33 protein-coding genes, 2 tRNA genes and 1 pseudogene are annotated in these 18056 nt (G+C 62.8%); 24 read left to right on the forward strand and 12 right to left on the reverse strand.

The genetic code is table 11. The annotated features are described in order from the left end of the window. Positions 1-18: 18 nt before the first annotated feature. The 14 genes from CN673_RS00255 (at position 19) to CN673_RS00310 (ending at position 4834) form a co-directional block, all read left to right on the forward strand. Positions 19-675: a 3'-5' exonuclease gene (locus CN673_RS00255; protein ID WP_099863825.1), complete on the forward strand. Its 657-nt coding sequence runs from the start codon at positions 19-21 to the stop codon at positions 673-675. Positions 676-679: 4 nt separating this feature from the next. After that, positions 680-835, forward strand: coding sequence for a hypothetical protein (locus CN673_RS20755; RefSeq protein ID WP_157928735.1), 156 nt, complete (start codon positions 680-682; stop codon positions 833-835). Positions 836-892: 57 nt separating this feature from the next. Further along, positions 893-1099 carry a hypothetical protein gene (locus CN673_RS00260; protein ID WP_099863829.1) on the forward strand — a complete coding sequence of 69 codons (207 nt, stop codon included), beginning with the start codon at positions 893-895 and terminating at the stop codon, positions 1097-1099. Positions 1100-1160: 61 nt separating this feature from the next. After that, positions 1161-1379, forward strand: a complete 219-nt coding sequence (locus tag CN673_RS00265; protein WP_099863831.1) for a hypothetical protein — start codon at positions 1161-1163, stop codon at positions 1377-1379. Beyond that, positions 1372-1614, forward strand: a complete 243-nt coding sequence (locus CN673_RS00270) for a hypothetical protein (protein WP_099863834.1) — start codon at positions 1372-1374, stop codon at positions 1612-1614. The genes CN673_RS00265 and CN673_RS00270 overlap by 8 nt, the downstream gene beginning before the upstream one ends. A 35-nt stretch (positions 1615-1649) precedes the next feature. Beyond that, positions 1650-2210 (forward strand): J domain-containing protein, encoded by a 561-nt coding sequence (locus CN673_RS00275; protein WP_245409717.1) that lies wholly within the window; start codon positions 1650-1652, stop codon positions 2208-2210. Between the two features lie 85 nt (positions 2211-2295). Further along, on the forward strand, positions 2296-2502 hold the full coding sequence (locus tag CN673_RS00280) for a hypothetical protein (RefSeq protein WP_099863839.1): 207 nt from the start codon (positions 2296-2298) through the stop codon (positions 2500-2502). After that, positions 2499-3257 (forward strand): hypothetical protein, encoded by a 759-nt coding sequence (locus tag CN673_RS00285; protein ID WP_099863842.1) that lies wholly within the window; start codon positions 2499-2501, stop codon positions 3255-3257. Before CN673_RS00280 ends, CN673_RS00285 begins: the two co-directional genes overlap by 4 nt. Beyond that, complete coding sequence (locus tag CN673_RS00290; protein WP_157928736.1) at positions 3244-3441, forward strand: hypothetical protein; 198 nt, start codon at positions 3244-3246, stop codon at positions 3439-3441. The genes CN673_RS00285 and CN673_RS00290 overlap by 14 nt, the downstream gene beginning before the upstream one ends. Next, positions 3434-3604, forward strand: coding sequence for a hypothetical protein (locus tag CN673_RS20760; protein ID WP_157928737.1), 171 nt, complete (start codon positions 3434-3436; stop codon positions 3602-3604). Before CN673_RS00290 ends, CN673_RS20760 begins: the two co-directional genes overlap by 8 nt. A 36-nt stretch (positions 3605-3640) precedes the next feature. Further along, a complete protein-coding gene (locus CN673_RS00295; protein WP_099863847.1) occupies positions 3641-4030 on the forward strand; it encodes a Ros/MucR family transcriptional regulator in 390 nt (129 codons plus the stop codon). Next, a complete protein-coding gene (locus CN673_RS00300; RefSeq protein WP_099863849.1) occupies positions 4030-4386 on the forward strand; it encodes a hypothetical protein in 357 nt (118 codons plus the stop codon). The genes CN673_RS00295 and CN673_RS00300 overlap by 1 nt, the downstream gene beginning before the upstream one ends. Continuing rightward, complete coding sequence (locus tag CN673_RS00305) at positions 4383-4601, forward strand: hypothetical protein (RefSeq protein ID WP_099863852.1); 219 nt, start codon at positions 4383-4385, stop codon at positions 4599-4601. Before CN673_RS00300 ends, CN673_RS00305 begins: the two co-directional genes overlap by 4 nt. A gap of 35 nt (positions 4602-4636) precedes the next feature. Further along, positions 4637-4834 (forward strand): hypothetical protein, encoded by a 198-nt coding sequence (locus tag CN673_RS00310; RefSeq protein WP_157928738.1) that lies wholly within the window; start codon positions 4637-4639, stop codon positions 4832-4834. A 20-nt stretch (positions 4835-4854) separates the two neighbouring features. On the opposite strand, the gene CN673_RS20765 is transcribed toward CN673_RS00310, so the two are convergent. Beyond that, positions 4855-5019 (reverse strand): hypothetical protein, encoded by a 165-nt coding sequence (locus tag CN673_RS20765; protein ID WP_157928739.1) that lies wholly within the window; start codon positions 5017-5019, stop codon positions 4855-4857. Between CN673_RS20765 and CN673_RS00315 the strand changes: the two genes are divergently transcribed. From CN673_RS00315 to CN673_RS00350, 8 genes are read left to right on the forward strand one after another with little or no spacing between them, the layout of a single operon-like run. After that, complete coding sequence (locus CN673_RS00315; RefSeq protein WP_099863859.1) at positions 5018-5398, forward strand: hypothetical protein; 381 nt, start codon at positions 5018-5020, stop codon at positions 5396-5398. The two genes, CN673_RS20765 and CN673_RS00315, sit on opposite strands and share 2 nt — an antisense overlap. Beyond that, positions 5395-5787 (forward strand): HNH endonuclease signature motif containing protein, encoded by a 393-nt coding sequence (locus CN673_RS00320; RefSeq protein ID WP_099863862.1) that lies wholly within the window; start codon positions 5395-5397, stop codon positions 5785-5787. The genes CN673_RS00315 and CN673_RS00320 overlap by 4 nt, the downstream gene beginning before the upstream one ends. Then, on the forward strand, positions 5771-5995 hold the full coding sequence (locus CN673_RS00325; protein WP_099863865.1) for a hypothetical protein: 225 nt from the start codon (positions 5771-5773) through the stop codon (positions 5993-5995). The genes CN673_RS00320 and CN673_RS00325 overlap by 17 nt, the downstream gene beginning before the upstream one ends. After that, entirely contained in the window at positions 5992-6336 is a 345-nt protein-coding gene (locus CN673_RS00330; RefSeq protein WP_099863867.1) for a hypothetical protein, read from the forward strand. Before CN673_RS00325 ends, CN673_RS00330 begins: the two co-directional genes overlap by 4 nt. Continuing rightward, positions 6333-6743: an SLOG family protein gene (locus CN673_RS00335; RefSeq protein ID WP_099863870.1), complete on the forward strand. Its 411-nt coding sequence runs from the start codon at positions 6333-6335 to the stop codon at positions 6741-6743. The genes CN673_RS00330 and CN673_RS00335 overlap by 4 nt, the downstream gene beginning before the upstream one ends. Further along, complete coding sequence (locus tag CN673_RS00340; RefSeq protein ID WP_099863873.1) at positions 6740-6982, forward strand: helix-turn-helix transcriptional regulator; 243 nt, start codon at positions 6740-6742, stop codon at positions 6980-6982. The genes CN673_RS00335 and CN673_RS00340 overlap by 4 nt, the downstream gene beginning before the upstream one ends. A 13-nt stretch (positions 6983-6995) precedes the next feature. Continuing rightward, positions 6996-8105: a tyrosine-type recombinase/integrase gene (locus tag CN673_RS00345; RefSeq protein WP_245409718.1), complete on the forward strand. Its 1110-nt coding sequence runs from the start codon at positions 6996-6998 to the stop codon at positions 8103-8105. Positions 8106-8109: 4 nt separating this feature from the next. Then, positions 8110-8505, forward strand: coding sequence for a thermonuclease family protein (locus CN673_RS00350; protein WP_099863880.1), 396 nt, complete (start codon positions 8110-8112; stop codon positions 8503-8505). A gap of 73 nt (positions 8506-8578) precedes the next feature. Here the strand turns inward: CN673_RS00350 and CN673_RS00355 are convergent. The 8 genes from CN673_RS00355 to CN673_RS00390 form a co-directional block, all read right to left on the reverse strand. Then, positions 8579-8654 (reverse strand) — tRNA-Phe (locus CN673_RS00355). A 113-nt stretch (positions 8655-8767) separates the two neighbouring features. Further along, on the reverse strand, positions 8768-8992 hold the full coding sequence (yacG, locus tag CN673_RS00360; protein ID WP_099863882.1) for a DNA gyrase inhibitor YacG: 225 nt from the start codon (positions 8990-8992) through the stop codon (positions 8768-8770). 3 nt (positions 8993-8995) lie between these two features. After that, positions 8996-9619 carry a Maf-like protein gene (locus tag CN673_RS00365; RefSeq protein WP_099863885.1) on the reverse strand — a complete coding sequence of 208 codons (624 nt, stop codon included), beginning with the start codon at positions 9617-9619 and terminating at the stop codon, positions 8996-8998. Between the two features lie 52 nt (positions 9620-9671). Beyond that, on the reverse strand, positions 9672-9890 hold the full coding sequence (infA, locus tag CN673_RS00370; RefSeq protein WP_014327290.1) for a translation initiation factor IF-1: 219 nt from the start codon (positions 9888-9890) through the stop codon (positions 9672-9674). A gap of 137 nt (positions 9891-10027) precedes the next feature. Further along, entirely contained in the window at positions 10028-10495 is a 468-nt protein-coding gene (locus tag CN673_RS00375) for an arsenate-mycothiol transferase ArsC (RefSeq protein WP_370852993.1), read from the reverse strand. Beyond that, positions 10492-10968: a UPF0262 family protein gene (locus CN673_RS00380; protein WP_099864952.1), complete on the reverse strand. Its 477-nt coding sequence runs from the start codon at positions 10966-10968 to the stop codon at positions 10492-10494. The genes CN673_RS00375 and CN673_RS00380 overlap by 4 nt, the downstream gene beginning before the upstream one ends. Beyond that, the gene (gene hisD / locus CN673_RS00385; protein ID WP_099863888.1) at positions 10968-12269 is read right to left on the reverse strand and encodes a histidinol dehydrogenase; all 1302 of its coding nucleotides are present in this window, start codon (positions 12267-12269) and stop codon (positions 10968-10970) included. The genes CN673_RS00380 and hisD overlap by 1 nt, the downstream gene beginning before the upstream one ends. Positions 12270-12366: 97 nt before the next feature. Beyond that, positions 12367-12813 (reverse strand): DUF2948 family protein, encoded by a 447-nt coding sequence (locus tag CN673_RS00390; RefSeq protein WP_099863890.1) that lies wholly within the window; start codon positions 12811-12813, stop codon positions 12367-12369. Positions 12814-13756: 943 nt separating this feature from the next. Between CN673_RS00390 and CN673_RS21540 the strand changes: the two are divergent. Continuing rightward, a pseudogene (locus tag CN673_RS21540) lies at positions 13757-13888 on the forward strand (DUF2019 domain-containing protein); the annotation flags it as partial. Positions 13889-13998: 110 nt separating this feature from the next. On the opposite strand, the gene murA reads toward CN673_RS21540, so the two are convergent. Together murA and CN673_RS00405 are read right to left on the reverse strand one after the other, a co-directional pair. Beyond that, on the reverse strand, positions 13999-15288 hold the full coding sequence (gene murA, locus CN673_RS00400) for a UDP-N-acetylglucosamine 1-carboxyvinyltransferase (RefSeq protein ID WP_099863896.1): 1290 nt from the start codon (positions 15286-15288) through the stop codon (positions 13999-14001). Between the two features lie 209 nt (positions 15289-15497). Beyond that, positions 15498-15695: a hypothetical protein gene (locus CN673_RS00405; RefSeq protein WP_099864954.1), complete on the reverse strand. Its 198-nt coding sequence runs from the start codon at positions 15693-15695 to the stop codon at positions 15498-15500. A gap of 142 nt (positions 15696-15837) precedes the next feature. Here CN673_RS00405 and CN673_RS00410 point away from each other — a divergent pair. Then, positions 15838-15912 (forward strand) — tRNA-Thr (locus tag CN673_RS00410). Positions 15913-15935: 23 nt separating this feature from the next. Here the strand turns inward: CN673_RS00410 and CN673_RS00415 are convergent. After that, positions 15936-18029, reverse strand: coding sequence for a TRAP transporter permease (locus CN673_RS00415; protein WP_099863899.1), 2094 nt, complete (start codon positions 18027-18029; stop codon positions 15936-15938). Positions 18030-18056 lie beyond the last annotated feature (27 nt).

Raw genomic sequence — 18056 nt, forward strand, 5'->3', positions numbered from 1 at the left:
CATCGACAGGAAAAAACAATGAGCACTCCGAAATTTGTCGTTTTCGACACCGAGACATCCGGCCTTTTCGTTTTTCGCGACAAGGCGACAAACAAGCCGGTTCCGGCTGACCATCCTTCTCAGCCACGCATGTACAGCTTCGCGGCGATCCTTGCCGATGAGCATGGTCGTGCCATCGATCGCAAGAAGCTTTATGTTCGGCCGGACGGCTGGACCGTCGCCGAATTTGACCGCCGGGCGATCGCTGAAGGAAAACGGCCGGCATCCGAGATCAATGGACTGAGCGACGATTTTCTTACCGAGCACGGCGTTCCGATCCGCGAAATTCTTGACCTATGGAATGGGTATGTCGACGACGACCTGATCGCGGTCGCATTCAATGCCCAATTCGATTGCAAGATGATGCGCGCCGAGCTTCGTCGCGCGGCTCTTCCAGATCGCTTCGAAGATACCCGCAACATATGCGCCATGCGCTCGCTCGATCCTTACGGCCGTGACGGGCTTCCGATCATGCGCGGCTTCGTCAAGCTTGCCGTTGCCTGCGAGTGGTTCGGCATCGTCAACGACAACGCTCACGACGCGATGGCCGATGCCGAAGCAGCGCGCGCAATCCTCGAAATAATGATCCAAGACGGTCGACTTCCAGACGCCCGCGTCCACTACGCGGCGGCGTGATCCCATGATGAGCGAAGAAGTTTCCAAGCACATAACGACGGTAGGAAGCACCGTCGTTCTGCAAGGCTCACTCCGCTACGCCGCCTACGTCCTGATGACGCTGATCGCGTTCGTTCACATGGACCGATGGGTCATGGCCCTGATCGAGACGCTTCAATAGTCGGCGCGGCCACAGCCGGCCGCGCCCAAAAATCACGCCAACCAGAAAGGACATTCAATGGCATCCGAGAACGGCATCGCAATCACGGTCAAGGGCTTCATCCCCATCGATCCGCATGACCTCGAAAAGCATCGCGACGCGATCGATGCGGTCGTCGAAGCCAAGACCGGCAAGCTTGAGACGCTCGCGTCCGTAGGCTTCCGCGTCGAGGAATTCAAAGCCGATCCGGTCAAGCGCCGGGGCCGCGAGGCGCCCGCCGAATAGACCGCCGCCACGCCGGCCGCGCTCTTGCGGCCGGCACCTTGGCCGACCGGAGGATGCCTCGATGACTGCCCCCGAATTCAGCGCGCGCGAGAAGCTTCAGGAGATCGAGCGCGAGATCAAATTCCGCCACCGGGTTTATTCGCGGGCGGTCCACAACGGGAAAATGAAGCTCGCCGATGCGCAGCGCAAGCTTCGGCTGATGACGGCGATCGCCGAGGACTATCGGCGTCTGATTGCAGCCGAACCCGACCTTTTCAACAGGAGTTCTTTCCATGGCTAGTGGCTCGCCAATCATCAAGGCAGCAAGAAATCTCGCAAAGGAGATTTCGACAATTCTCGAAAACCAAGATGCGACGTCTGTCGAAATAGCATTAATATTAGTCAACGCGGCATATTTGGTCGGCAAGGGGGAAACCCGGGGCGACGCGTATATCAATCTTCATTGCTTGAACTCTGATATCGCGGATGAAATTGACGGCCTCATGGCCGATCGGCTCCGGGGAGATGTCGAATGACAGCTTCCGCCTTTCCACTAGTTTGGCCAGAAACGATGCCGCGCGCTAAGGCGCGGGAGAAGGGTCAATTCCGCACCACGCTTGCCGGTGCGCTGAAGAACGTCGAAGGCTCGCTCGCCTCCTTCGCCCGCGACAGCGGTAAGAAGATTGAAGGGCTGGTGATCTCTTCGAACGTGACGCTCGGCGTGAACCGGCCCGACGATCCTGGCGTGGCCCTATGGTTCACATGGGACGGCCTTCAGGTCTGCATCCCGGTCGATCGATACTCGAGTGTCGAGGCAAACCTTCAGGCGATCCACCATGTCATTGAAGCCCGCAGGACTGAGCTTCGACACGGCACGCTCGCGCTTGTCCGCGCGACCTTTCAAGGCTTCCAGGCACTCCCCGCGCCGGCCGGTTTGCGCAAGCGATCGTGGCGCGATGTTATGGATTTCGGGCCGAAGTCCCTTGTGACAACCGGCGATGTCGAGAGCCGCTTCAAGGCGCTCTCCAAGCAGCGCCACCCGGATATGCCGGGCGGCAGCGATGTCGCCATGTCTGAACTGAATTCCGCGAAGGTCGAAGCCCTGCGCGAGATCGGGGGCGGCAATGGCTAAGCGCGAAGTTCTCGTATTTGCCAGCTATTGCGGCAACGACAATCCCGATTGCTCGGATCGAGCGCCTTGCCCGGACTGCCTTGCGATGAGCAACGTCTTCGAAGTCGAATTCGAGGGCGCAACTTACAAGCGGCTTCTTGCGCCGGGGCGTCCCGAAACCGACGAGTGGAAAGGGAAGCTCACAGCACTTCTGATGCCTCTCGCCGGCAAGCGCCCATTGAGTAAAACTCGGTTCGATGCCCTGGCGAAGCTCGCGGGCGCGACTTGGTTGATCGGGGGACGCGGGCAATGACAGACGTTTGGACTGCAAATAGCAGCGCTATTTACCCATCCGGCTATTCTCCGGTGAACCGGAAATATCAAATAGGCGCAGGCGATAAGATCACTTTCACTGCCGTTCTCGATGACGGAGAGGTTATCGAAGACGAAGGCACAGTCACCGTCCCCGGGCTCCGAAGTCATTTTGTCGATTTTAGTAACGGTCGAAGTTTGGAATTAATCGGCTTCCGATTTTCATTAAAAGAGGGGCGCTATACCTACAATGCCATCGCAGAGCATGCCGATATCCAGCACATATGCGGCCATACGCACAATCATTCTCTCTTCGGGGCATACCAAGAAAACGAGGGCAAAAAACGATGGCTGAAACGCCGGGTTTGTCCTCTTTGCTATTACGGGGCTGATCGCCCGGGGTCGGAATATGCGGTTGTTGATCGCGCAGAGCACATCATGGCCGGCCTCTCCATCCCTTTACCCGCTTTAGCGGGGACAGAGAAGCAAATCGCGTGGGGGAATACGCTAAGGGCAGAGCGCATCATTCGGTTGCGCGACCGTGTGTGCGCCAGTCTCTACGCTCCCGTCCTAAGCGGTTTGACGGAAAACGAAACGATTGCACATCGCTGGATCGATGATCGAGATAAATCTGACGACTATATCCTGAGAAAGATCATTTCCGGCATCGCGTGGGATGAGTTCGTCGCCGCAGGCCGGATTAAACCATCGCCGCGTTGTCCAGCAGATAATGGGGGCGGCGATGTCGAGCAATAAACTCGAATACAAGGTGCCGCCGCCGGCGCCGACTTCGCGGCGCGTCTACGTCCTGCCTGTCGAATTGGTCGAGCGCATTCACGCCTACGGCTTCGATCGCGGTCATCCGAGCGAAGTATCGGCTGTCCGAGAACTGTTGGAATGCGCTTTGAAGCCCCTCGGCTACGGGGGCGGCGATGTCTGACCGGCCTTGGTGGCTTTCCGCTGATCTAAACTCCCCGGCCTACCGCATGTGGCTGATCAAGACCGTCCTCGGCGACGGCTTCCACGTCGCGCTCGCCCCGCATCCAGGCGGGGTGAAGGTCTGCGCAATGCGCGAACTGCGCCGGCCGAAACGCTCCGCATGAAATCTCCGAAACCCTACCAATCGAAAGAAGAAGACCATGAAGGAATTGCTGATCGAGAATACCACCGCGATCGTTGCGGCATACGTCTCTAACGTCGCCGTCAATGCGAGCGACATGCCGGGCTTCATCGCCTCCGTCCACAAGGCGCTTGCCGATCTCGCAGAGGACAAGCCCGATGCGGAGAAGCCGAAGCCAGCGGTCTCGGTTGCCAAATCGGTGACCGAAAACGAGATCACCTGTCTCGACTGCGGCTCGAAGTTCCAATCCCTGAAGCGGCATATCAATGCCCATCACGGCCTGACCCCGGAAGGCTATCGCGCCAAGTGGGGGCTCGCACCGAACTATCCCATGACCGCGCCGGCATACGCCAACAAGCGATCAGCGATCGCCAAAACCATGGGGCTCGGGCGAAAGGCGGGAGTGTGATGCAGCTTGGCCTATTCGACACGCTGCGCAAGCCGCCGGTCACCGTCCCAATCGAGAAAGATGGGCCGGTCGTCCAGGGCGAGCCCGACGAGGTTCTTCGCCTTGAGCAACCCCGGATGGCTTGGGATCGGGCGACGATCGAACTCCATCGCCACACCAACGGCTTGTGGATGTGGTCGGCAAGTTGGAACGCTGACGGCAGCGGCGTCGGATACAGGGTCGGCCCGAAGTGGGGCCGCTTCGCCGAAAGCCGCGACGACGCCCTCTTCTATGCGGTCAAGGAAATTGAGGATCGGCTCTCGGGAAAGCCCGGCCCGGCCGCAAAGCTGATCCTTTCGTGGGCGAGGTCACTATGACCTACACCATCGATCCCACGCAGCCCTTTCCGAAGCGATGGCTCGACGCAAACGGCGAGCCGATCCTCGTCATGGGCGAGCCGGTCGAGGGCTATCTTCTGGCCCGCCGTCCCGGCTGCGCACCTTTCGCCATCAGCGTCAAAGACATCCTCAACTCTGGGCGCCATCCGCACAGGTTTGGGCCGTTCACGCTTGCCCGAAAGGGGCGCCGATGACCGGAAGGATGTCCCGAGAAGAATGGCAGGCATACATGAGCGACGCAGCGGCAGACTTCCGCGAGGCCTACAAGGCAGCGAAAGCCGAGTTCGGCCTAAAAGGCTTCATCCCGGCCCGGCTCCTGGCGATCAGTGGGCTCACGCTTGGCGACCTCGCTCGCTACGGGAAGATCGAGCAAAGCGGAGATTGCTACGCCCCGCGCCGGACGCGCAAGCGGGAGCGTGCGCGATGACCGCCATCACTGTCACATGGTCAGTTCATCTCGAAGGCGAGAACGCTTTCGTCTTCGAGAGATACACCGACTGTCATTTCATCATGAGGTTTGGCCCGATGCCGCGCGACTTCGCCGGCCCCTTCATCGATGAACGAAAAGAGAGATGGGAGGACGAAATTAAGGCTCGCCGCGGGGGTCGTCATGATTGATCGCCTTCAATGCTGTGTCCCGGCATCCCCAGGGGCGCTCGCCCCGCGCTCCGTCGAGCGCCGCGTCACGCCTTGGAAATCGTTATGGTTTAAGAGCGACCACTACACGCATGTCCGCATCTGGCAGGAGTTCGATGGCGTTCGATGGTGGCAGATGCACGAATGGCGGCGAGAGGACGGATCGTCATTTGCAGAAAACTGGATAATTGGCACGCGTGGGTGGTCGAAGAATGCGGCAGCGGCAACCGAAGCCGCGCCCGGAGATCGACCATCACTGACAGCCGATGAGATTGCCTATCTGATCGAGCGGCTGGCCGGGGTTAACGATCCGATTGGTGCATCTGCGCTTGCTAAGCTTGAGGCGATGTTATGAAGCGCCGCCGCCTCTCCCTTTCCGACAAGCTAGAAATCGTCGCCGCCCAGGCGACGTGCCGGCTTTGCAACGAGCCGCTCGGGCCGCTTGCCGGCGTCGAATATGACCACGCCCATGCCCTGGCGCTCGGCGGCGCGGACACGAACGACAACATGCGCGCCGTTCATTCTGACTGCCACGCGGTCAAGACGAACGGCAAGGGCGGAACGAGCTACGGCTCGGACAAGCACGCAATCGCGAAGGTGAACCGGCTGACGGCTGCACAGGAGGAAGCCCGGCGGCAGATGCTCGCGCGCGCTGACGGCGCCCCTGTGGCCCGCGACAAGCCAAAAACGAAATGGCCGAAGCGGAGGTTCGAGAAAAGGAGAAAGCATGATCCCGCGACCTGACTACTTCGTTCTAGGCGAGCACACGCTCGGCTATATCGACGCCCGCCAGCCGCACGTCTTTTGCATCCTGCACGCATCTATCCTGCGCGGCAGCACATTCGATCGCTTGGCCGGCATCACCTTCCTTCACCCCGAAATCGACACCATTCGGCCGGCGACGCCAGAAGATTTTGAGAGCTATCGCGTATGCTCGAAAGGACACCTATGAGCGGCCGCTTCGACAATATCAGCACCGCTGATCTAATCGCTCGCGAGGCGGAGACACGGGCCGAGGCATATGACCTGTTATGCGCGCTGCGTGAACGCCTCGTAGCCGAAGCGAAGGCCAAGATCGAAATTGGCTCCGTCTATCGTGTCAGTCACGGTCGCTTTGCCGGGCGAAAGCTTCTTGTAAAAGGCATCGGCGCCGGGGTCGCCGGTCTTGATCTCCGCGGGCGCAATCCGTGGGTGGTCTTCGCCTGGGGTCGGTTAAATGGCAAGAGCGCGGCAGGCGACGGCTGGACGATCCGCCCGCAGAACGTCGGGGTCGATAGGCTTGTAAAGCTATGAAGCGCGGCGCCTGGATAATCTGCGGCGGGCGGCACTATTCGAAAGCCGATCGCGTTTTCCAGATCCTCGATGCGGCAGTCGAGCGTCTCGGGCTCGCCTTCCTGATCGAAGGTGGTTGCGAAAGCGGGGCCGATAAGCTGGCCCGCGAATGGCGAGAAGCGCGCGGCGTACCGGGCAAGTCCTTCCCTGCCAATTGGCGCGACGTAAGCAGCCCGCACGCCTTGATCCGCGAGGATCGCTTCGGCCGTCGCTACAACGTTCTGGCTGGCCCCTGGCGCAATCGACAGATGATCGACGAAGGCGCCCCTGAAGGCGTGATCGCCTTTCGAGGCGGGGACGGGACGCACGACATGCTGGCGCGCGCCGAGCGCGCCGAAATTCGGACGATAAGGATCGATTGGGAATGAATGCCGCCGCTCGCCCCTTGCCGTTTGCCCCCCGCGGCTTATCCCGCGTCGAAGCATCTCGCTACATCGGCGTTGGACCGACCCTTTTCGACGAGATGGTCAAGGATGGGCGCATGCCAAGCGCGAAAAAGATCAACAGTCGCGCAGTATGGGACCGCGAGGAACTGGACGTTTATTTCGAGGCATTGCCTACTGTCGCCCCGAAGGGCAACGACCCCTTCGCATTCATGGACGATTGATAGGATGCGTCAGATGCAGATTGATCAGAAGTACATCATTCGGGAGAAGGATCGCCACGGCAACGTCCGCCTCTACTACCGGAAGAAGCCCGGCCCTCGGGTAAGGCTTCGGGAGAAGCCAGGGACCGCCGCTTTCGCCCGCGAACTCCTTGCGGCGCAGACTGCAGAAATGAAGCCAGGGGCAGGGCGCCCGCAACGGGAGAAGGCAGAGAAGGGGAGCCTGCGCGACCTGATCGTTGCCTATATGAAGTCGCCCGAATACGGCCAACTCGACGATCGGACCCAGCGCGTACGCCGGCAGATACTCGACCGCCTGTGCGAAGCCAAGCCGAAAGACCGCCAAGGCGTCCCGGCCTTCGGCCTTTGGCCCGTTGCGCGGATGCAGCCGCGGCACATTCGGGAAATCCGCGATGACAACGCCGACCGGCCGGAAGCGGCGAACGGCATCCTCAAGGCCCTGCGGCAAGTCTTCGCCTACGGCATCGAGGCGGATATCCGATACGTGAAGGGCAACCCTGCGCGCGAGGTCCAATACCTCAAGAGCAAGGGCGACGGCCATCATGCCTGGACGATCGAAGAGGTCGAGCAATACGAGCGCGTCCATGCCGTCGGCACAATGGCCCGCCTTGCTCTCGCGCTCCTTCTCTACACCGGGCAACGCCGGTCGGACGTGGTCCGTTTCGGGCCGGCCATGGTCAAGGACAACTGGCTCGTCTTCCGGCAGCACAAGAACCGCAATTCGAAGCCAGTCGACATGGCGATCCCAATGGTCGGGCCCCTGCGCGAAATCATCGATGGCACGCCTGATGCGGGCGACCCATGGATCAGGAATGAGTTCGGCGGGCCATACGGCCCCGATAGCTTCGGAAACTGGTTTCGTGATCGGTGCATTGAGGCAGGCGTGCCCGGGCGCGCGCATGGCCTTCGGAAAGCGGCGGCGAGCCGCCTTGCCGAAATCGGATGCTCCGACCGGCAGATCATGTCGATAACCGGGCACACGACATCGAAAGAGATCGACCGCTATACCCGGTCGGCGCGACAGCGTGTGCTTGCGGCTTCAGCGATGGATATGCTGACCGGAACGCCTGCGAAGCCGCACCTGAAGCTCGTATCGGGAGAGTAGCCGAATGCTGGAACTGATCATCGCGCTTTCAATGGCGGGGATGCCGCCGGTCTGCGAAGGCGGCGATCGCGCCGCCCGCCGGCTGACATGCATCGTTGATGGCGACACCGGATGGGAAGACGGCCGCAACTGGCGATACGAGGCGATCGATACGCCGGAAATGCCAGGGCATGCCGAATGCGAGCGCGAAGAGCGCCTCGCCTATGAAGCGCGCGATCGCCTGCGCGAGTTGATGGCCGGGGGATATCGGATCGAATGGAGCGGCGAGGTCGGCTACTACGATCGCGAGATTGCGACGGTCACGTTGGCCGATGGCCGGGATGCGGGGGAGGTCTTGATCGGCGAAGGGCTCGCACAGCCATGGCCGAATGAAGGAAATCGATGGTGCCTCAATCCATAAACGGGCCGCACCGATAAAAAGTGCGGCCAAAAAGCCCGCGAAGCAATTGATTTCTAATCGTTTCTGAAGTGATTGGTGCCCAGGGGCGGAATCGAACCACCGACACTGCGATTTTCAGTCGCATGCTCTACCAACTGAGCTACCTGGGCATCCGCGCCGTTTCCAGCGTGACGGGGCGGTTGGTCGGCCCGTCGAAGTGGGCGGGTTATAGCATCTCACAGACGGCTGTCCAGCACCCTTCACAAGGAAATTTGTTTGAATTTCAAAGCTTGTCCCAAGCACCGTCGTCGGCTTCATCGGGGCGGCTTTCCGCTTCCTCTTCCTCGCGAACGGGGATGGCGTAGGCGCCCGTCAGCCAGCGGTTGAGGTCGACGGATTTGCAGCGTTCGGAGCAGAAGGGGAAGGTGGCGCGTGCCGAGGGTTGGCCGCATTCAGGGCAGGGGCGCGGTTTGCGCAACGGGGTGACCTTGGCGCTTGCATCAGACAAGGATCATTCTCCCTCGAGCCAGCTGAAATGCACGTCGTAACCCTCGCCGGTCAAAAGGTTGACCGTCTCGTAGAGCGGCAGGCCGACCACATTGGAATAGGAGCCGACAAGCTTGACGACGAAGGCGCCGGCCAGGCCCTGGATCGCGTAACCGCCGGCCTTGCCGCGCCACTGGCCCGAAGCGAGATAGCTGTCGATCTCGACGCGCGATAGACGCTTGAAGCGCACGCGGGTCTCGACGATCGCCTGGCGGATCTTGCGCGACGGCGTGACGAGGCAAAGGCCGGTGAAGACGCGATGCGAACGGCCGGACAGCAGATAAAGCGCGTCGGAGGCCGCATCGAGCGTCTCGGGCTTGCCGATCGGACGGCGGCCAACGGCGACAACGGTGTCGGCCGCCAGGATGTGGTGGCGCGCATATGCGGGATCCGCCTTCACCGCCGCCAAAGCCGCTTCGCCCTTCTCGCGCGACAGACGCCGTGCAAGCGATCGGGGGTGCTCCGACTTCTTGGGCGTCTCGTCGAGTTCCATCGGCATCAGACGGTCGGGCTCGATGCCGACCTGGGCGAGGAGCTCGACCCGGCGCGGCGAGCCGGATGCCAGGATGAGTTTGTGCGAAATGGCCATGATTGCCCGTGCCGTGGGAAAATGGCGGCGCGGCTTGCGCCGGGTGGTCGCGCTATTTGAAGCGGTAGGTGATGCGGCCCTTGGTCAGATCATAGGGCGTCATCTCGACCAGCACCTTGTCGCCGGCCAGAACGCGGATGCGGTTCTTGCGCATGCGGCCGGCCGTGTGCGCGATGATCTCGTGGTCGTTCTCAAGCTTCACGCGGAACGTCGCGTTCGGCAGCAATTCGGTGACCACACCGGGAAATTCAAGAACTTCTTCTTTCGCCATATACTCGCTGTCTTTCTTTTGAGCGGGGCGCGGGAAGCGCCTCCCCGCAGATTTGCGCGGAAACTACACAATCCCGTCACCTTTGTGAACCGAATTGATCGGTCCGCCAGCGCGGGTCCGTCGAACTGGCCTGCAGCCTATTTCGAACGGTCGAACCGCTGCGCCACCATGGCCCGGATACGCTCGCGCACCTCGCGGTAGGCGGCCAGAATCTGATCCCGCGTCCCGGTCGCCACGGTCGGGTCGGGCGTCGGCCAGTAGACGACGTCGACGGCGTTCGTCCGCGTCAGTTCGAGCGCGCGGTGATGGGCCTCCGGCGCCAGCGTCACGATGATGTCGAAAAAGCCGTCCTCCAGATCGTCCAGCGTCTGCGGCTGGCGCTTGTCGAGGGAGAGCCCCACTTCTTCGAGCACGGCGTCGACGAACGGGTCGCGCTTGCCGGGTCTGACGCCTGCCGATGCTATATAGGTGCCGCTGCCGAGCATGTCACGGGCAATCACCTCGGCCATCGGGGAGCGGATCGCGTTCATTCCGCATACGAAGAGGATGGAAGCCGGGGCCTTGTCGCTGTCTTCGTCGGCTTTGTCGGCGTTCATCGGTGTCATCCGCGCCAGTGCAGCACACAAATGAGCGTGAAGAGGCGGCGGGCGGTCTGGAAGTCGACGCGGATCTTGCCATCCAGCCGATCCATCAGGGTCTGAGAGCCCTCGTTGTGGACACCGCGGCGTCCCATGTCGATGGCTTCGATCTGCGTTGGAGAGGCGGTGCGGATCGCCTCGTAGTAACTCTCGCAGATCATGAAATAGTCCTTCACGATGCGCCGGAACGGGGTGAGCGAGAGAATGTGGGTGGCGACACCGCTGCCGCCTTCGGTCGCGATTGCGAAGACAAGCCGCGAATCGACCAGCGACAGCTTCAACCTGTATGGCCCGCCCTCATGGCCGACCGGCTCGAAGCGGTTGTCCTCGACGAGGTCGAATATGGCGACGGCGCGTTCGTGTTCGACGTCCGGCGTCGAGCGGCCGATCGTATCGTCCAGTTCGACATCGGAGAGTCGGAACGCGTCCTTGCCAGTCATCATTCCCTCGGAAGGTTCAATCTTATCGCAACCGATCGGGCGTGCGCGTCGAGGCCCTCGGCTTCCGCCAGGGCAATCGCGGCCGGGCCGAGCGCGTGAAGCTGGTCGGGGCCGAGCCGCAAGACGGACGTGCGCTTCATGAAGTCGAGAACGGAAAGGCCGGAGGAAAAGCGGGCGGAGCGGGCCGTCGGCAGGACGTGGTTCGATCCTCCGACATAGTCGCCGATCACCTCGGGCGTATAGCGGCCCATGAAGACCGCACCGGCATTGCGGATCTTCGGCAGCAGCGTTTCGGGATGCTCGACGGCCAGTTCCAGGTGTTCCGCGGCGATGCGATTGACGTAGGGCAGGGCGGTCTCGATATCGGGCACGGTGATCACCGCGCCGAAATCGCGCCAGCTGGCGGCGGCGCGCGCGCGGCCCGAAAGTGTCGTCAACTGCGCTTCCACGGCCTTTTCGACGGCGTCGGCCAGAGCGGGCGTGTCGGTGATGAGGATCGACTGGGCCGCTTCATCGTGCTCGGCCTGCGCCAGAAGATCGGCGGCCAGCCAGTCGGCGCTGTTGTCGCCATCGGCGACGACGAGGACCTCCGAGGGGCCGGCGATCATGTCGATGCCGACCTTGCCGAACACCTGCCGCTTGGCGGAGGCGACGAAGGCGTTGCCGGGACCGACGATCTTGTCGACCGGGCGGATCGTTTCCGTGCCGTAGGCGAGGGCGGCGACCGCCTGCGCGCCGCCGATGCGGTAGATCTCCGTGATGCCGGCGATGGACGCGGCGGCAAGGACGGCCGGATTGATGGCGCCGTCGCGGGCCGGCACGACCATCACCATGCGTTCCACACCGGCGACCCTGGCCGGCACCGCGTTCATCAGCACCGAACTTGGATAGCTCGCCTTGCCGCCGGGCACATAAAGGCCGACGGCTTCGATGGCGCTCCAGCGCGAGCCGAGGCCGACGCCGAGATCGTCCAGATATTCGTCATCTGCAGGCAGCTGGCGCGCATGGTGCGCTTCGATCCGCCGGGCCGCGAGACGCAGCGCGTCCAGCGTTCGCGCATCCACCGCGTCGATGGCTGCATCGATCTCGTCCTGAGGAACGGCGATTCCCACTTTGTCCAGATCAAGCCCGTCGAACCTGGCGGTCAATTCCTTCAAGGCATCATCGCCACGCGTGCGCACGTCGGCGATGATCGCACCGACGGCGTCACCGACATCCTGCGAGACTTCCCGTTTGGTCGCCAGCAGGGCGGCAAATCGGGTTTCGAAATCGTCATCGGCGTAATCGAGGCGGATCGGCAAGAACGGCTCCCCTTGGGCGTGTGATGTACCAGCGCGCTTTTCTCGTTAAAGCAAAAAACGGGGTGGAGTGCGAGGCGGCGATGGCGAAAGAGCAGGATCAGGCGGTGTCGGGATGGCGCGGCTTGTGGCGGGTCTCCCAGGCCGGACCAAGATCGGACAATTGCACCTCGATGCATTCCACCTGCAACTGGATTGAGGCGTCGTCGGAGAAGATCAACTCGATCTCGCCGCCGGGCGATCCTTCGATCGCGTCGGGAAAGAACTGCACCGTTAGAAGAGAAAGGACCCGTTCGCTTTCGGTTCGGTCGAAGCCGCGCGAGCGCACTGCCATCACCCGGTCGAAATGCATGGCGGCAAGACGGCGCTCAAAGCCGCGGCGACGGCCGCCAGCGGTTTCCCACACGAATCGGTTGGCCGTCAGCGCAAACTGATGCGTGCGCGCGTCATAGCTCAGGTCCTTCGCCTTGGCGACAGCGTCCTGCATGTGAGAGGCGAGCACGTCGAGATCCTCGCTGTCTAGGGCCATGAGCTTGATGAGGTCCATGAAGTCATTCCACTGCAAATGCCGGCGTCGGCGGGTTCTATCCTGGAGTTCACATAGGATGACGGCGGGCAATTCGCAACGCGTTGCAGGTCCAGCGGGGCTGGCGGGGAGTGAGCCGAGAAGATGCGTGGAGCCTTTGTCTTGCCCTTCGCCATGGCTCCGGGCGTTCGTCACTGAAATCGCGATGCGATTTCTGACCTTCGGTCATCGCATGCCGGTCCCCTCACCAGCGATTTCCAAGGACTTGGTCTTCGCCCAAGCCCAGGAAATCGCGTCCTCTCCCACAAAGGGGAGAGGTGAAAATGCCGCGCTCTCCTCGTGTCACCTCTCCCCTTCGTGGGAGAGGTTGCAAAATCAGCGCTTGGCGCAAGCCAAGTGCTAGATTTTGCTGGTGAGGGGGTCGCGATGCCGCGGCTTCGCCCGTTCGGCTCCCGCACACGCCTTCTGCCCGGCACGGCCTTGTCCGCCCGGTGGATGCAACAGGCAATCTGGATACGGAGCGCGAAGACCGTGCCGTGATGCAGATTGGATGGAGATGGCGCGGGTTTCGCGCTCCGTTCAGCGTTCTGCGAGGGGTCTCCCCCTCTCCGGGCAGGTCGAAGCTCTCTGCGTCGACCCGGGTTCATGGCGGGTGTCGGCCCGCGAAAACCCGAGCGACTTGCATGAGCACGCAGTCAAAGCCGGTCATAGTGCCGGCGGGAGCCCTTTTTGCCCGGCTCCGGGCCACAGCCACGTTAGCTGCGACCGGAAGCGCCGGTCCTTTCCCGCATCCGAACGTCTCGCGAATACTTCCAGCCGGAAAGGACGGGGTGAGTATGCCACGAGTTCGAGGGGCGGGGGAAAGGGGGATCAAAACAGGCGGCGCGTCTTCCCCCATCGGGGTTGGGCGGTTGTGCCGAGGGTGCCTTGCTGCCGGACGGCGTGAGCGGGCGCGGCGGCCGCGACAGCGGCGATCGCGCCGGTGGCGGCGCGGCCCGCCATGGAGGCGATGCGCGCCTTGAAGTGGAACCCGCGAAGCATGGATGCGGGGATGTCGCTGTGGTTCTGGGATGAGGGGATATGGCAGCCGGAGTGAAAGCCTCCTTGCGGATCGGCGCGCCGATGACGGACGGATCGCCTGCGTTGCAAAGCAGATGGGCTCTCGCGGTGAGGTTTCGATCGTTCGCCTTTACGCCAGGTCGGTGACTAACCGGAGATGCGTTCGATCTCGGCGCCGCAATTGGAGAGCTTTTCCTCCAGCCGCTCGAAACCGCGATCGAGATGGTAGACGCGATTGACGACGGTTTCGCCTTCGGCGGCAAGGCCGGCGATGACGAGGGAGACCGAGGCGCGAAGGTCGGTCGCCATCACCTGGGCGCCCTTGAGGCGCGCGACGCCCTCGACGGTCGCCGTCTGTCCCGATAGCGAGATGTGCGCGCCAAGACGGGCCAGTTCCTGCACATGCATGAAACGGTTCTCGAAGATCGTTTCCGTGATGTGGGCGCGCCCCTTCGAATGGGTCATCAAGCCCATGAACTGGGCCTGCAGATCGGTCGGGAAGCCGGGGAAGGGATCGGTCGAGATATCGACCGGTTCGATGCCGGCGCCGTTGCGCCTGACGCGGATGCCGGCATTGGTGGGCGTGATGTCGGCGCCGGCGGCGCGGACCGCGTCGAGCGCCGCATCGAGGAGGTCGGCGCTGGTGTTCTCCAGGAAGACGTCGCCGCCCGTCATGGCGACGGCCATGGCGTAGGTTCCGGTCTCGATCCGGTCCGGCAGGACCCGGTGGCGCGCGCCGGACAGGGAGGTGACACCTTCGATGACGATATGTCCGGTTCCGGCGCCGGATATCTTCGCGCCCATGGCATTGAGGCACTTGGCAAGATCGGCGACCTCCGGCTCGCGCGCCGCGTTCTCGATCTCGAACGTGCCGTTGGCCAGCGTCGCGGCCATCATCAGCACGTGGGTGGCGCCGACGGAGACCTTGGGGAAGCGGTAGGTCCCGCCCTTGAGGCCCTTCGGCGCGCGGGCGTTGACGTAGCCGCCGTCGATGTCGATCTCGGCGCCGAGCGCGGAAAGGCCTTCCAGAAACAGATCGACCGGTCGCGTGCCGATGGCGCAGCCGCCCGGCAGCGAGACGCGCGCCTCGCCCATGCGTGCCAGAAGCGGGCCGATGACCCAGAAGCTGGCCCGCATCTTGGAGACAAGCTCATAGGGCGCGACCGTGTCGACGATGTTGCGGGCTGTGAAGTGGATGGTGCGGGCATAGCCCTCGCCCTGGCGCTCGCGGCGGCCGTTGACGGCGATGTCGACGCCATGATTGCCGAGGATGCGCACCAGCTGCTCGACATCGGCAAGGTGCGGTACATTCTCGAGCGTCAGTGTGTCGTCGGTCAGGAGAGAGGCGATCATCAGAGGCAGCGCGGCATTCTTGGCGCCAGAGATCGGTATGATCCCGTTCAACTGGTTTCCGCCGACTACCTTGATGCGATCCATGCCATCCACGGGCCAAGGCCCGTCCCCTGTTGCGCAGCGGCCGAAGGGCCGCGCTGTTTCATGACGCGCCGGGCAGCATTGTGCCGCGGGGCGCGTTGCGAACTGATCAAACCCCAGCGGCTATGGGCGAATTGCGAGGATATCAAGACCGATTCGATCATTCGGCAAGCCTCGCACCGAGCGGTGCGAAAAAGCAACAGGTGGCGGCTTCACTCGTCCTTGCCGGATGGGGCCGGTGCGGCGGGCAATCCTTCGCCCTCTTCCGCCTCACCCTTGCGCCGGGCGCGCTGCTGCGCCTTTCGCTGGCGCAAATTGCTGCGCAGGGCGTTTGCAAGCCGCGCCTTGCGCCGCTCGTCACGCCGCCTGACGTCCTCACCGCGTTTGTCGTCGTTGCGATCGTCGTTCATGGCGCTCGGCATAACCCGAAAAGTGCCGCGCGGCCAAGCACCCGGATCGTTACGCCAACGGCAAAAAAATGCGCGGTGCGGGCGCTTGCACTCCCGGTTCAGCTATGGCAATACCCGCCTGCCCGCGCACCCAAGCGCTTTCGCTGCCGTAGCTCAGGGGTAGAGCACTCCCTTGGTAAGGGAGAGGTCGAGAGTTCAAATCTCTCCGGCAGCACCATTTCAAGCCATTTCTAGCAGCGCTCACCCCTCGCCGGTCTGCGGCAGGGGGTCTGCTTTCGATGAGAAGGCCTGGGGCAGCTGTCGGATGAAGACGGGTGCGGCAAGAGCGATGCCGACGAGGGTGACATAGAAATCCGGAGCGACGAGCAGGATCGCGGCGAGTGCCAAGAGGACATGCTCGTAGCGGTAGAGCGGGGCGAAGAGCCAGCCGGTGAAAGCCGCCGACAGCACCCATATGCCTGCCATCGCGCCTGCGGTCGCGAGAATGAACGCACTCCAGGTGAAGCCGTCGACGACGATCAGCATGGAGGGCGAGAAGGCGAATACGAAAGGCACGAGCGCCTTGCCCATGCCGAGGCGGAACGCGGTGTTGCCGGTCTTGAAGGCGTTGGCGTCGGCGATGCCGGCGGCCGCGTAGGCGGCGAGCGCCACCGGCGGGGTGATGTCGGCCAGGACGCCGTAATAGAAGACGAAGAAATGCGCTACGAGCGGCTGTACGCCGAGCATGGAGAGGATCGGCGCGGCGACGGCGATCATGATCAGGTAGTTCGCTGTCGTCGGGATACCGCAGCCCATGAGGACGCAGACGATGGCGGTCATGATCAGCGTGAAGAGCAGTGTAAGGCTGCCGACCCCGATGATCTCGAACGGCAGGACCGCGAGCAGCGCATGGACATCCTGGGCCCACCCGGCGGCGACGCTCGTCACCATATAGGCGATCTTGAAGCCGACGCCGGTCAGGGTGACGACGCCAATGATCACGCCGACCAGCGCGGCGGCCGCCGTCACGGCGAGCGTATAGCGGGCGCCCAGGACGAAGCTGTCGAAGATGTCCCTGATCGTCTGGCCGAGAGACTGGACGAGGCCGTGCCGGATGATGTTCTGAATGGCGAGGACGAGAATACAGGTCGCGATGCCCCAGAAGGCGGCGAGATAGGGCGTCTTGCCGGAAAGAAGGATGGCGACGAGGACGAAGAGCGGCACCGTCGTCAGCCAGCCGGCCTTGAAGACGGTCCAGGCGACGGGCAATTCGTCCTTCGTCAGGCCGCGCAGCCCGCGCCGGCGGGCTTCCAGATGCACCTGCACGAGCACCCCGAAGAAGTGCATGAATGCCGGAACGAGGGCCGCGGTGAGAATCGTCGTCAATGGAACGCCGAGATACTCGACCATCAGGAAGGCGACCGCGCCCATGACGGGCGGCGTGATCTGGCCACCGGTCGAACTTGCCGCCTCGACGGCCGCCGCGAAGTGGCGCGGATAGCCGATGCGGATCATCGCCGGGATCGTCAACGCGCCCGTGGTCACCGTGTTGGCGATTGAGGAGCCGGAGATCGATCCGAGAAGAGCGGAGGACAGAACCGAGACTTTTGCCGGGCCTCCGGCATAGCGGCCGGCCAGCGCCGATGCCAGATCGATGAACAGCTGGCCGAGACCGATGCGCATCGCCATGACGCCGAACAGGACGAAGTGGAAGACGTAGGTCGAGATGACGCCGAGCGCGGTGCCGTAGATGCCCTGGCTCGTCAGATAGAGATGGTTGACGATATTGGCCCAATCGGCGCCCGGATGGGTGAGGACGCCCGGCATCGACTGGCCGAAATAGGCGTAGGCGATGAAGAGGAGGGCGATGACCGGCAGCGGCCAGCCCATGGCGCGGCGCGTGGCTTCCAGGAGCACGCCGATGAGAACCGTGCCCATGATGATGTCGATCGGCAGGGGAGCGCCGACACGGAAGGCCAGATCCTCGAAGATCCACGGCACATAGAAGGCGGAGACGATCCCGGCGATGGCCAGGGCCCAGTCATAGAGCGGCAGCCCGAGCGGGCTGAAAATGCCGCGGCCCGGATCGCGGCCGGTGCCGAGGGCACTGAACGAAAGGTAGATGAGGCCGAGCGTGAAGGCGAGGTGCAGCCCGCGATGTGTGGTGGCCTGGGGGATGCCGAAACCGGCCGTGTAGAAGTGGTAGCACGACAGAAGGAACAGCGCACCGGCCGTAAACCACGTCAGGGCGGGGCTCAGGCGCCGGAACCGGACTTCCGGATCATAGCGCTCCTCGAGTTCCTTCATGTCAGCTTCGCTCATCGCGTCGCTCTGTTCAGCCGTTCGGTCGTTCATGGCCTTCATCCCTTCGCGCGAGCGGTC

Origin of the sequence: Neopararhizobium haloflavum, assembly GCF_002750855.1 — a bacterium.
Lineage (GTDB): Bacteria > Pseudomonadota > Alphaproteobacteria > Rhizobiales > Rhizobiaceae > Georhizobium > Georhizobium haloflavum.

What these genes read in the sequence shown, in the direction of transcription:
- CN673_RS00305 (WP_099863852.1), top strand. Translation starts at nt 4,383, where the DNA reads ATGACCTACACCATCGATCCCACGCAGCCCTTTCCGAAGCGATGGCTC.
- CN673_RS00300 (WP_099863849.1), top strand. Translation starts at nt 4,030, where the DNA reads ATGCAGCTTGGCCTATTCGACACGCTGCGCAAGCCGCCGGTCACCGTC.
- CN673_RS00340 (WP_099863873.1), top strand. Translation starts at nt 6,740, where the DNA reads ATGAATGCCGCCGCTCGCCCCTTGCCGTTTGCCCCCCGCGGCTTATCC.
- CN673_RS00405 (WP_099864954.1), bottom strand. Translation starts at nt 15,695, where the DNA reads ATGAACGACGATCGCAACGACGACAAACGCGGTGAGGACGTCAGGCGG.
- CN673_RS00415 (WP_099863899.1), bottom strand. Translation starts at nt 18,029, where the DNA reads ATGAACGACCGAACGGCTGAACAGAGCGACGCGATGAGCGAAGCTGAC.
- CN673_RS00350 (WP_099863880.1), top strand. Translation starts at nt 8,110, where the DNA reads ATGCTGGAACTGATCATCGCGCTTTCAATGGCGGGGATGCCGCCGGTC.
- CN673_RS00365 (WP_099863885.1), bottom strand. Translation starts at nt 9,619, where the DNA reads ATGGCCATTTCGCACAAACTCATCCTGGCATCCGGCTCGCCGCGCCGG.
- CN673_RS00255 (WP_099863825.1), top strand. Translation starts at nt 19, where the DNA reads ATGAGCACTCCGAAATTTGTCGTTTTCGACACCGAGACATCCGGCCTT.
- CN673_RS00375 (WP_370852993.1), bottom strand. Translation starts at nt 10,495, where the DNA reads ATGACACCGATGAACGCCGACAAAGCCGACGAAGACAGCGACAAGGCC.
- CN673_RS00280 (WP_099863839.1), top strand. Translation starts at nt 2,296, where the DNA reads ATGAGCAACGTCTTCGAAGTCGAATTCGAGGGCGCAACTTACAAGCGG.
- CN673_RS00295 (WP_099863847.1), top strand. Translation starts at nt 3,641, where the DNA reads ATGAAGGAATTGCTGATCGAGAATACCACCGCGATCGTTGCGGCATAC.
- CN673_RS00275 (WP_245409717.1), top strand. Translation starts at nt 1,650, where the DNA reads ATGCCGCGCGCTAAGGCGCGGGAGAAGGGTCAATTCCGCACCACGCTT.
- CN673_RS00320 (WP_099863862.1), top strand. Translation starts at nt 5,395, where the DNA reads ATGAAGCGCCGCCGCCTCTCCCTTTCCGACAAGCTAGAAATCGTCGCC.
- CN673_RS00390 (WP_099863890.1), bottom strand. Translation starts at nt 12,813, where the DNA reads ATGGACCTCATCAAGCTCATGGCCCTAGACAGCGAGGATCTCGACGTG.
- CN673_RS00325 (WP_099863865.1), top strand. Translation starts at nt 5,771, where the DNA reads ATGATCCCGCGACCTGACTACTTCGTTCTAGGCGAGCACACGCTCGGC.
- CN673_RS00380 (WP_099864952.1), bottom strand. Translation starts at nt 10,968, where the DNA reads ATGACTGGCAAGGACGCGTTCCGACTCTCCGATGTCGAACTGGACGAT.
- CN673_RS00285 (WP_099863842.1), top strand. Translation starts at nt 2,499, where the DNA reads ATGACAGACGTTTGGACTGCAAATAGCAGCGCTATTTACCCATCCGGC.
- CN673_RS00330 (WP_099863867.1), top strand. Translation starts at nt 5,992, where the DNA reads ATGAGCGGCCGCTTCGACAATATCAGCACCGCTGATCTAATCGCTCGC.
- CN673_RS00310 (WP_157928738.1), top strand. Translation starts at nt 4,637, where the DNA reads ATGAGCGACGCAGCGGCAGACTTCCGCGAGGCCTACAAGGCAGCGAAA.
- CN673_RS00265 (WP_099863831.1), top strand. Translation starts at nt 1,161, where the DNA reads ATGACTGCCCCCGAATTCAGCGCGCGCGAGAAGCTTCAGGAGATCGAG.
- murA (WP_099863896.1), bottom strand. Translation starts at nt 15,288, where the DNA reads ATGGATCGCATCAAGGTAGTCGGCGGAAACCAGTTGAACGGGATCATA.
- CN673_RS00290 (WP_157928736.1), top strand. Translation starts at nt 3,244, where the DNA reads ATGTCGAGCAATAAACTCGAATACAAGGTGCCGCCGCCGGCGCCGACT.
- CN673_RS00335 (WP_099863870.1), top strand. Translation starts at nt 6,333, where the DNA reads ATGAAGCGCGGCGCCTGGATAATCTGCGGCGGGCGGCACTATTCGAAA.
- CN673_RS00315 (WP_099863859.1), top strand. Translation starts at nt 5,018, where the DNA reads ATGATTGATCGCCTTCAATGCTGTGTCCCGGCATCCCCAGGGGCGCTC.
- CN673_RS20755 (WP_157928735.1), top strand. Translation starts at nt 680, where the DNA reads ATGATGAGCGAAGAAGTTTCCAAGCACATAACGACGGTAGGAAGCACC.
- CN673_RS00270 (WP_099863834.1), top strand. Translation starts at nt 1,372, where the DNA reads ATGGCTAGTGGCTCGCCAATCATCAAGGCAGCAAGAAATCTCGCAAAG.
- CN673_RS00260 (WP_099863829.1), top strand. Translation starts at nt 893, where the DNA reads ATGGCATCCGAGAACGGCATCGCAATCACGGTCAAGGGCTTCATCCCC.
- CN673_RS20765 (WP_157928739.1), bottom strand. Translation starts at nt 5,019, where the DNA reads ATGACGACCCCCGCGGCGAGCCTTAATTTCGTCCTCCCATCTCTCTTT.
- infA (WP_014327290.1), bottom strand. Translation starts at nt 9,890, where the DNA reads ATGGCGAAAGAAGAAGTTCTTGAATTTCCCGGTGTGGTCACCGAATTG.
- CN673_RS00345 (WP_245409718.1), top strand. Translation starts at nt 6,996, where the DNA reads ATGCAGATTGATCAGAAGTACATCATTCGGGAGAAGGATCGCCACGGC.
- CN673_RS20760 (WP_157928737.1), top strand. Translation starts at nt 3,434, where the DNA reads ATGTCTGACCGGCCTTGGTGGCTTTCCGCTGATCTAAACTCCCCGGCC.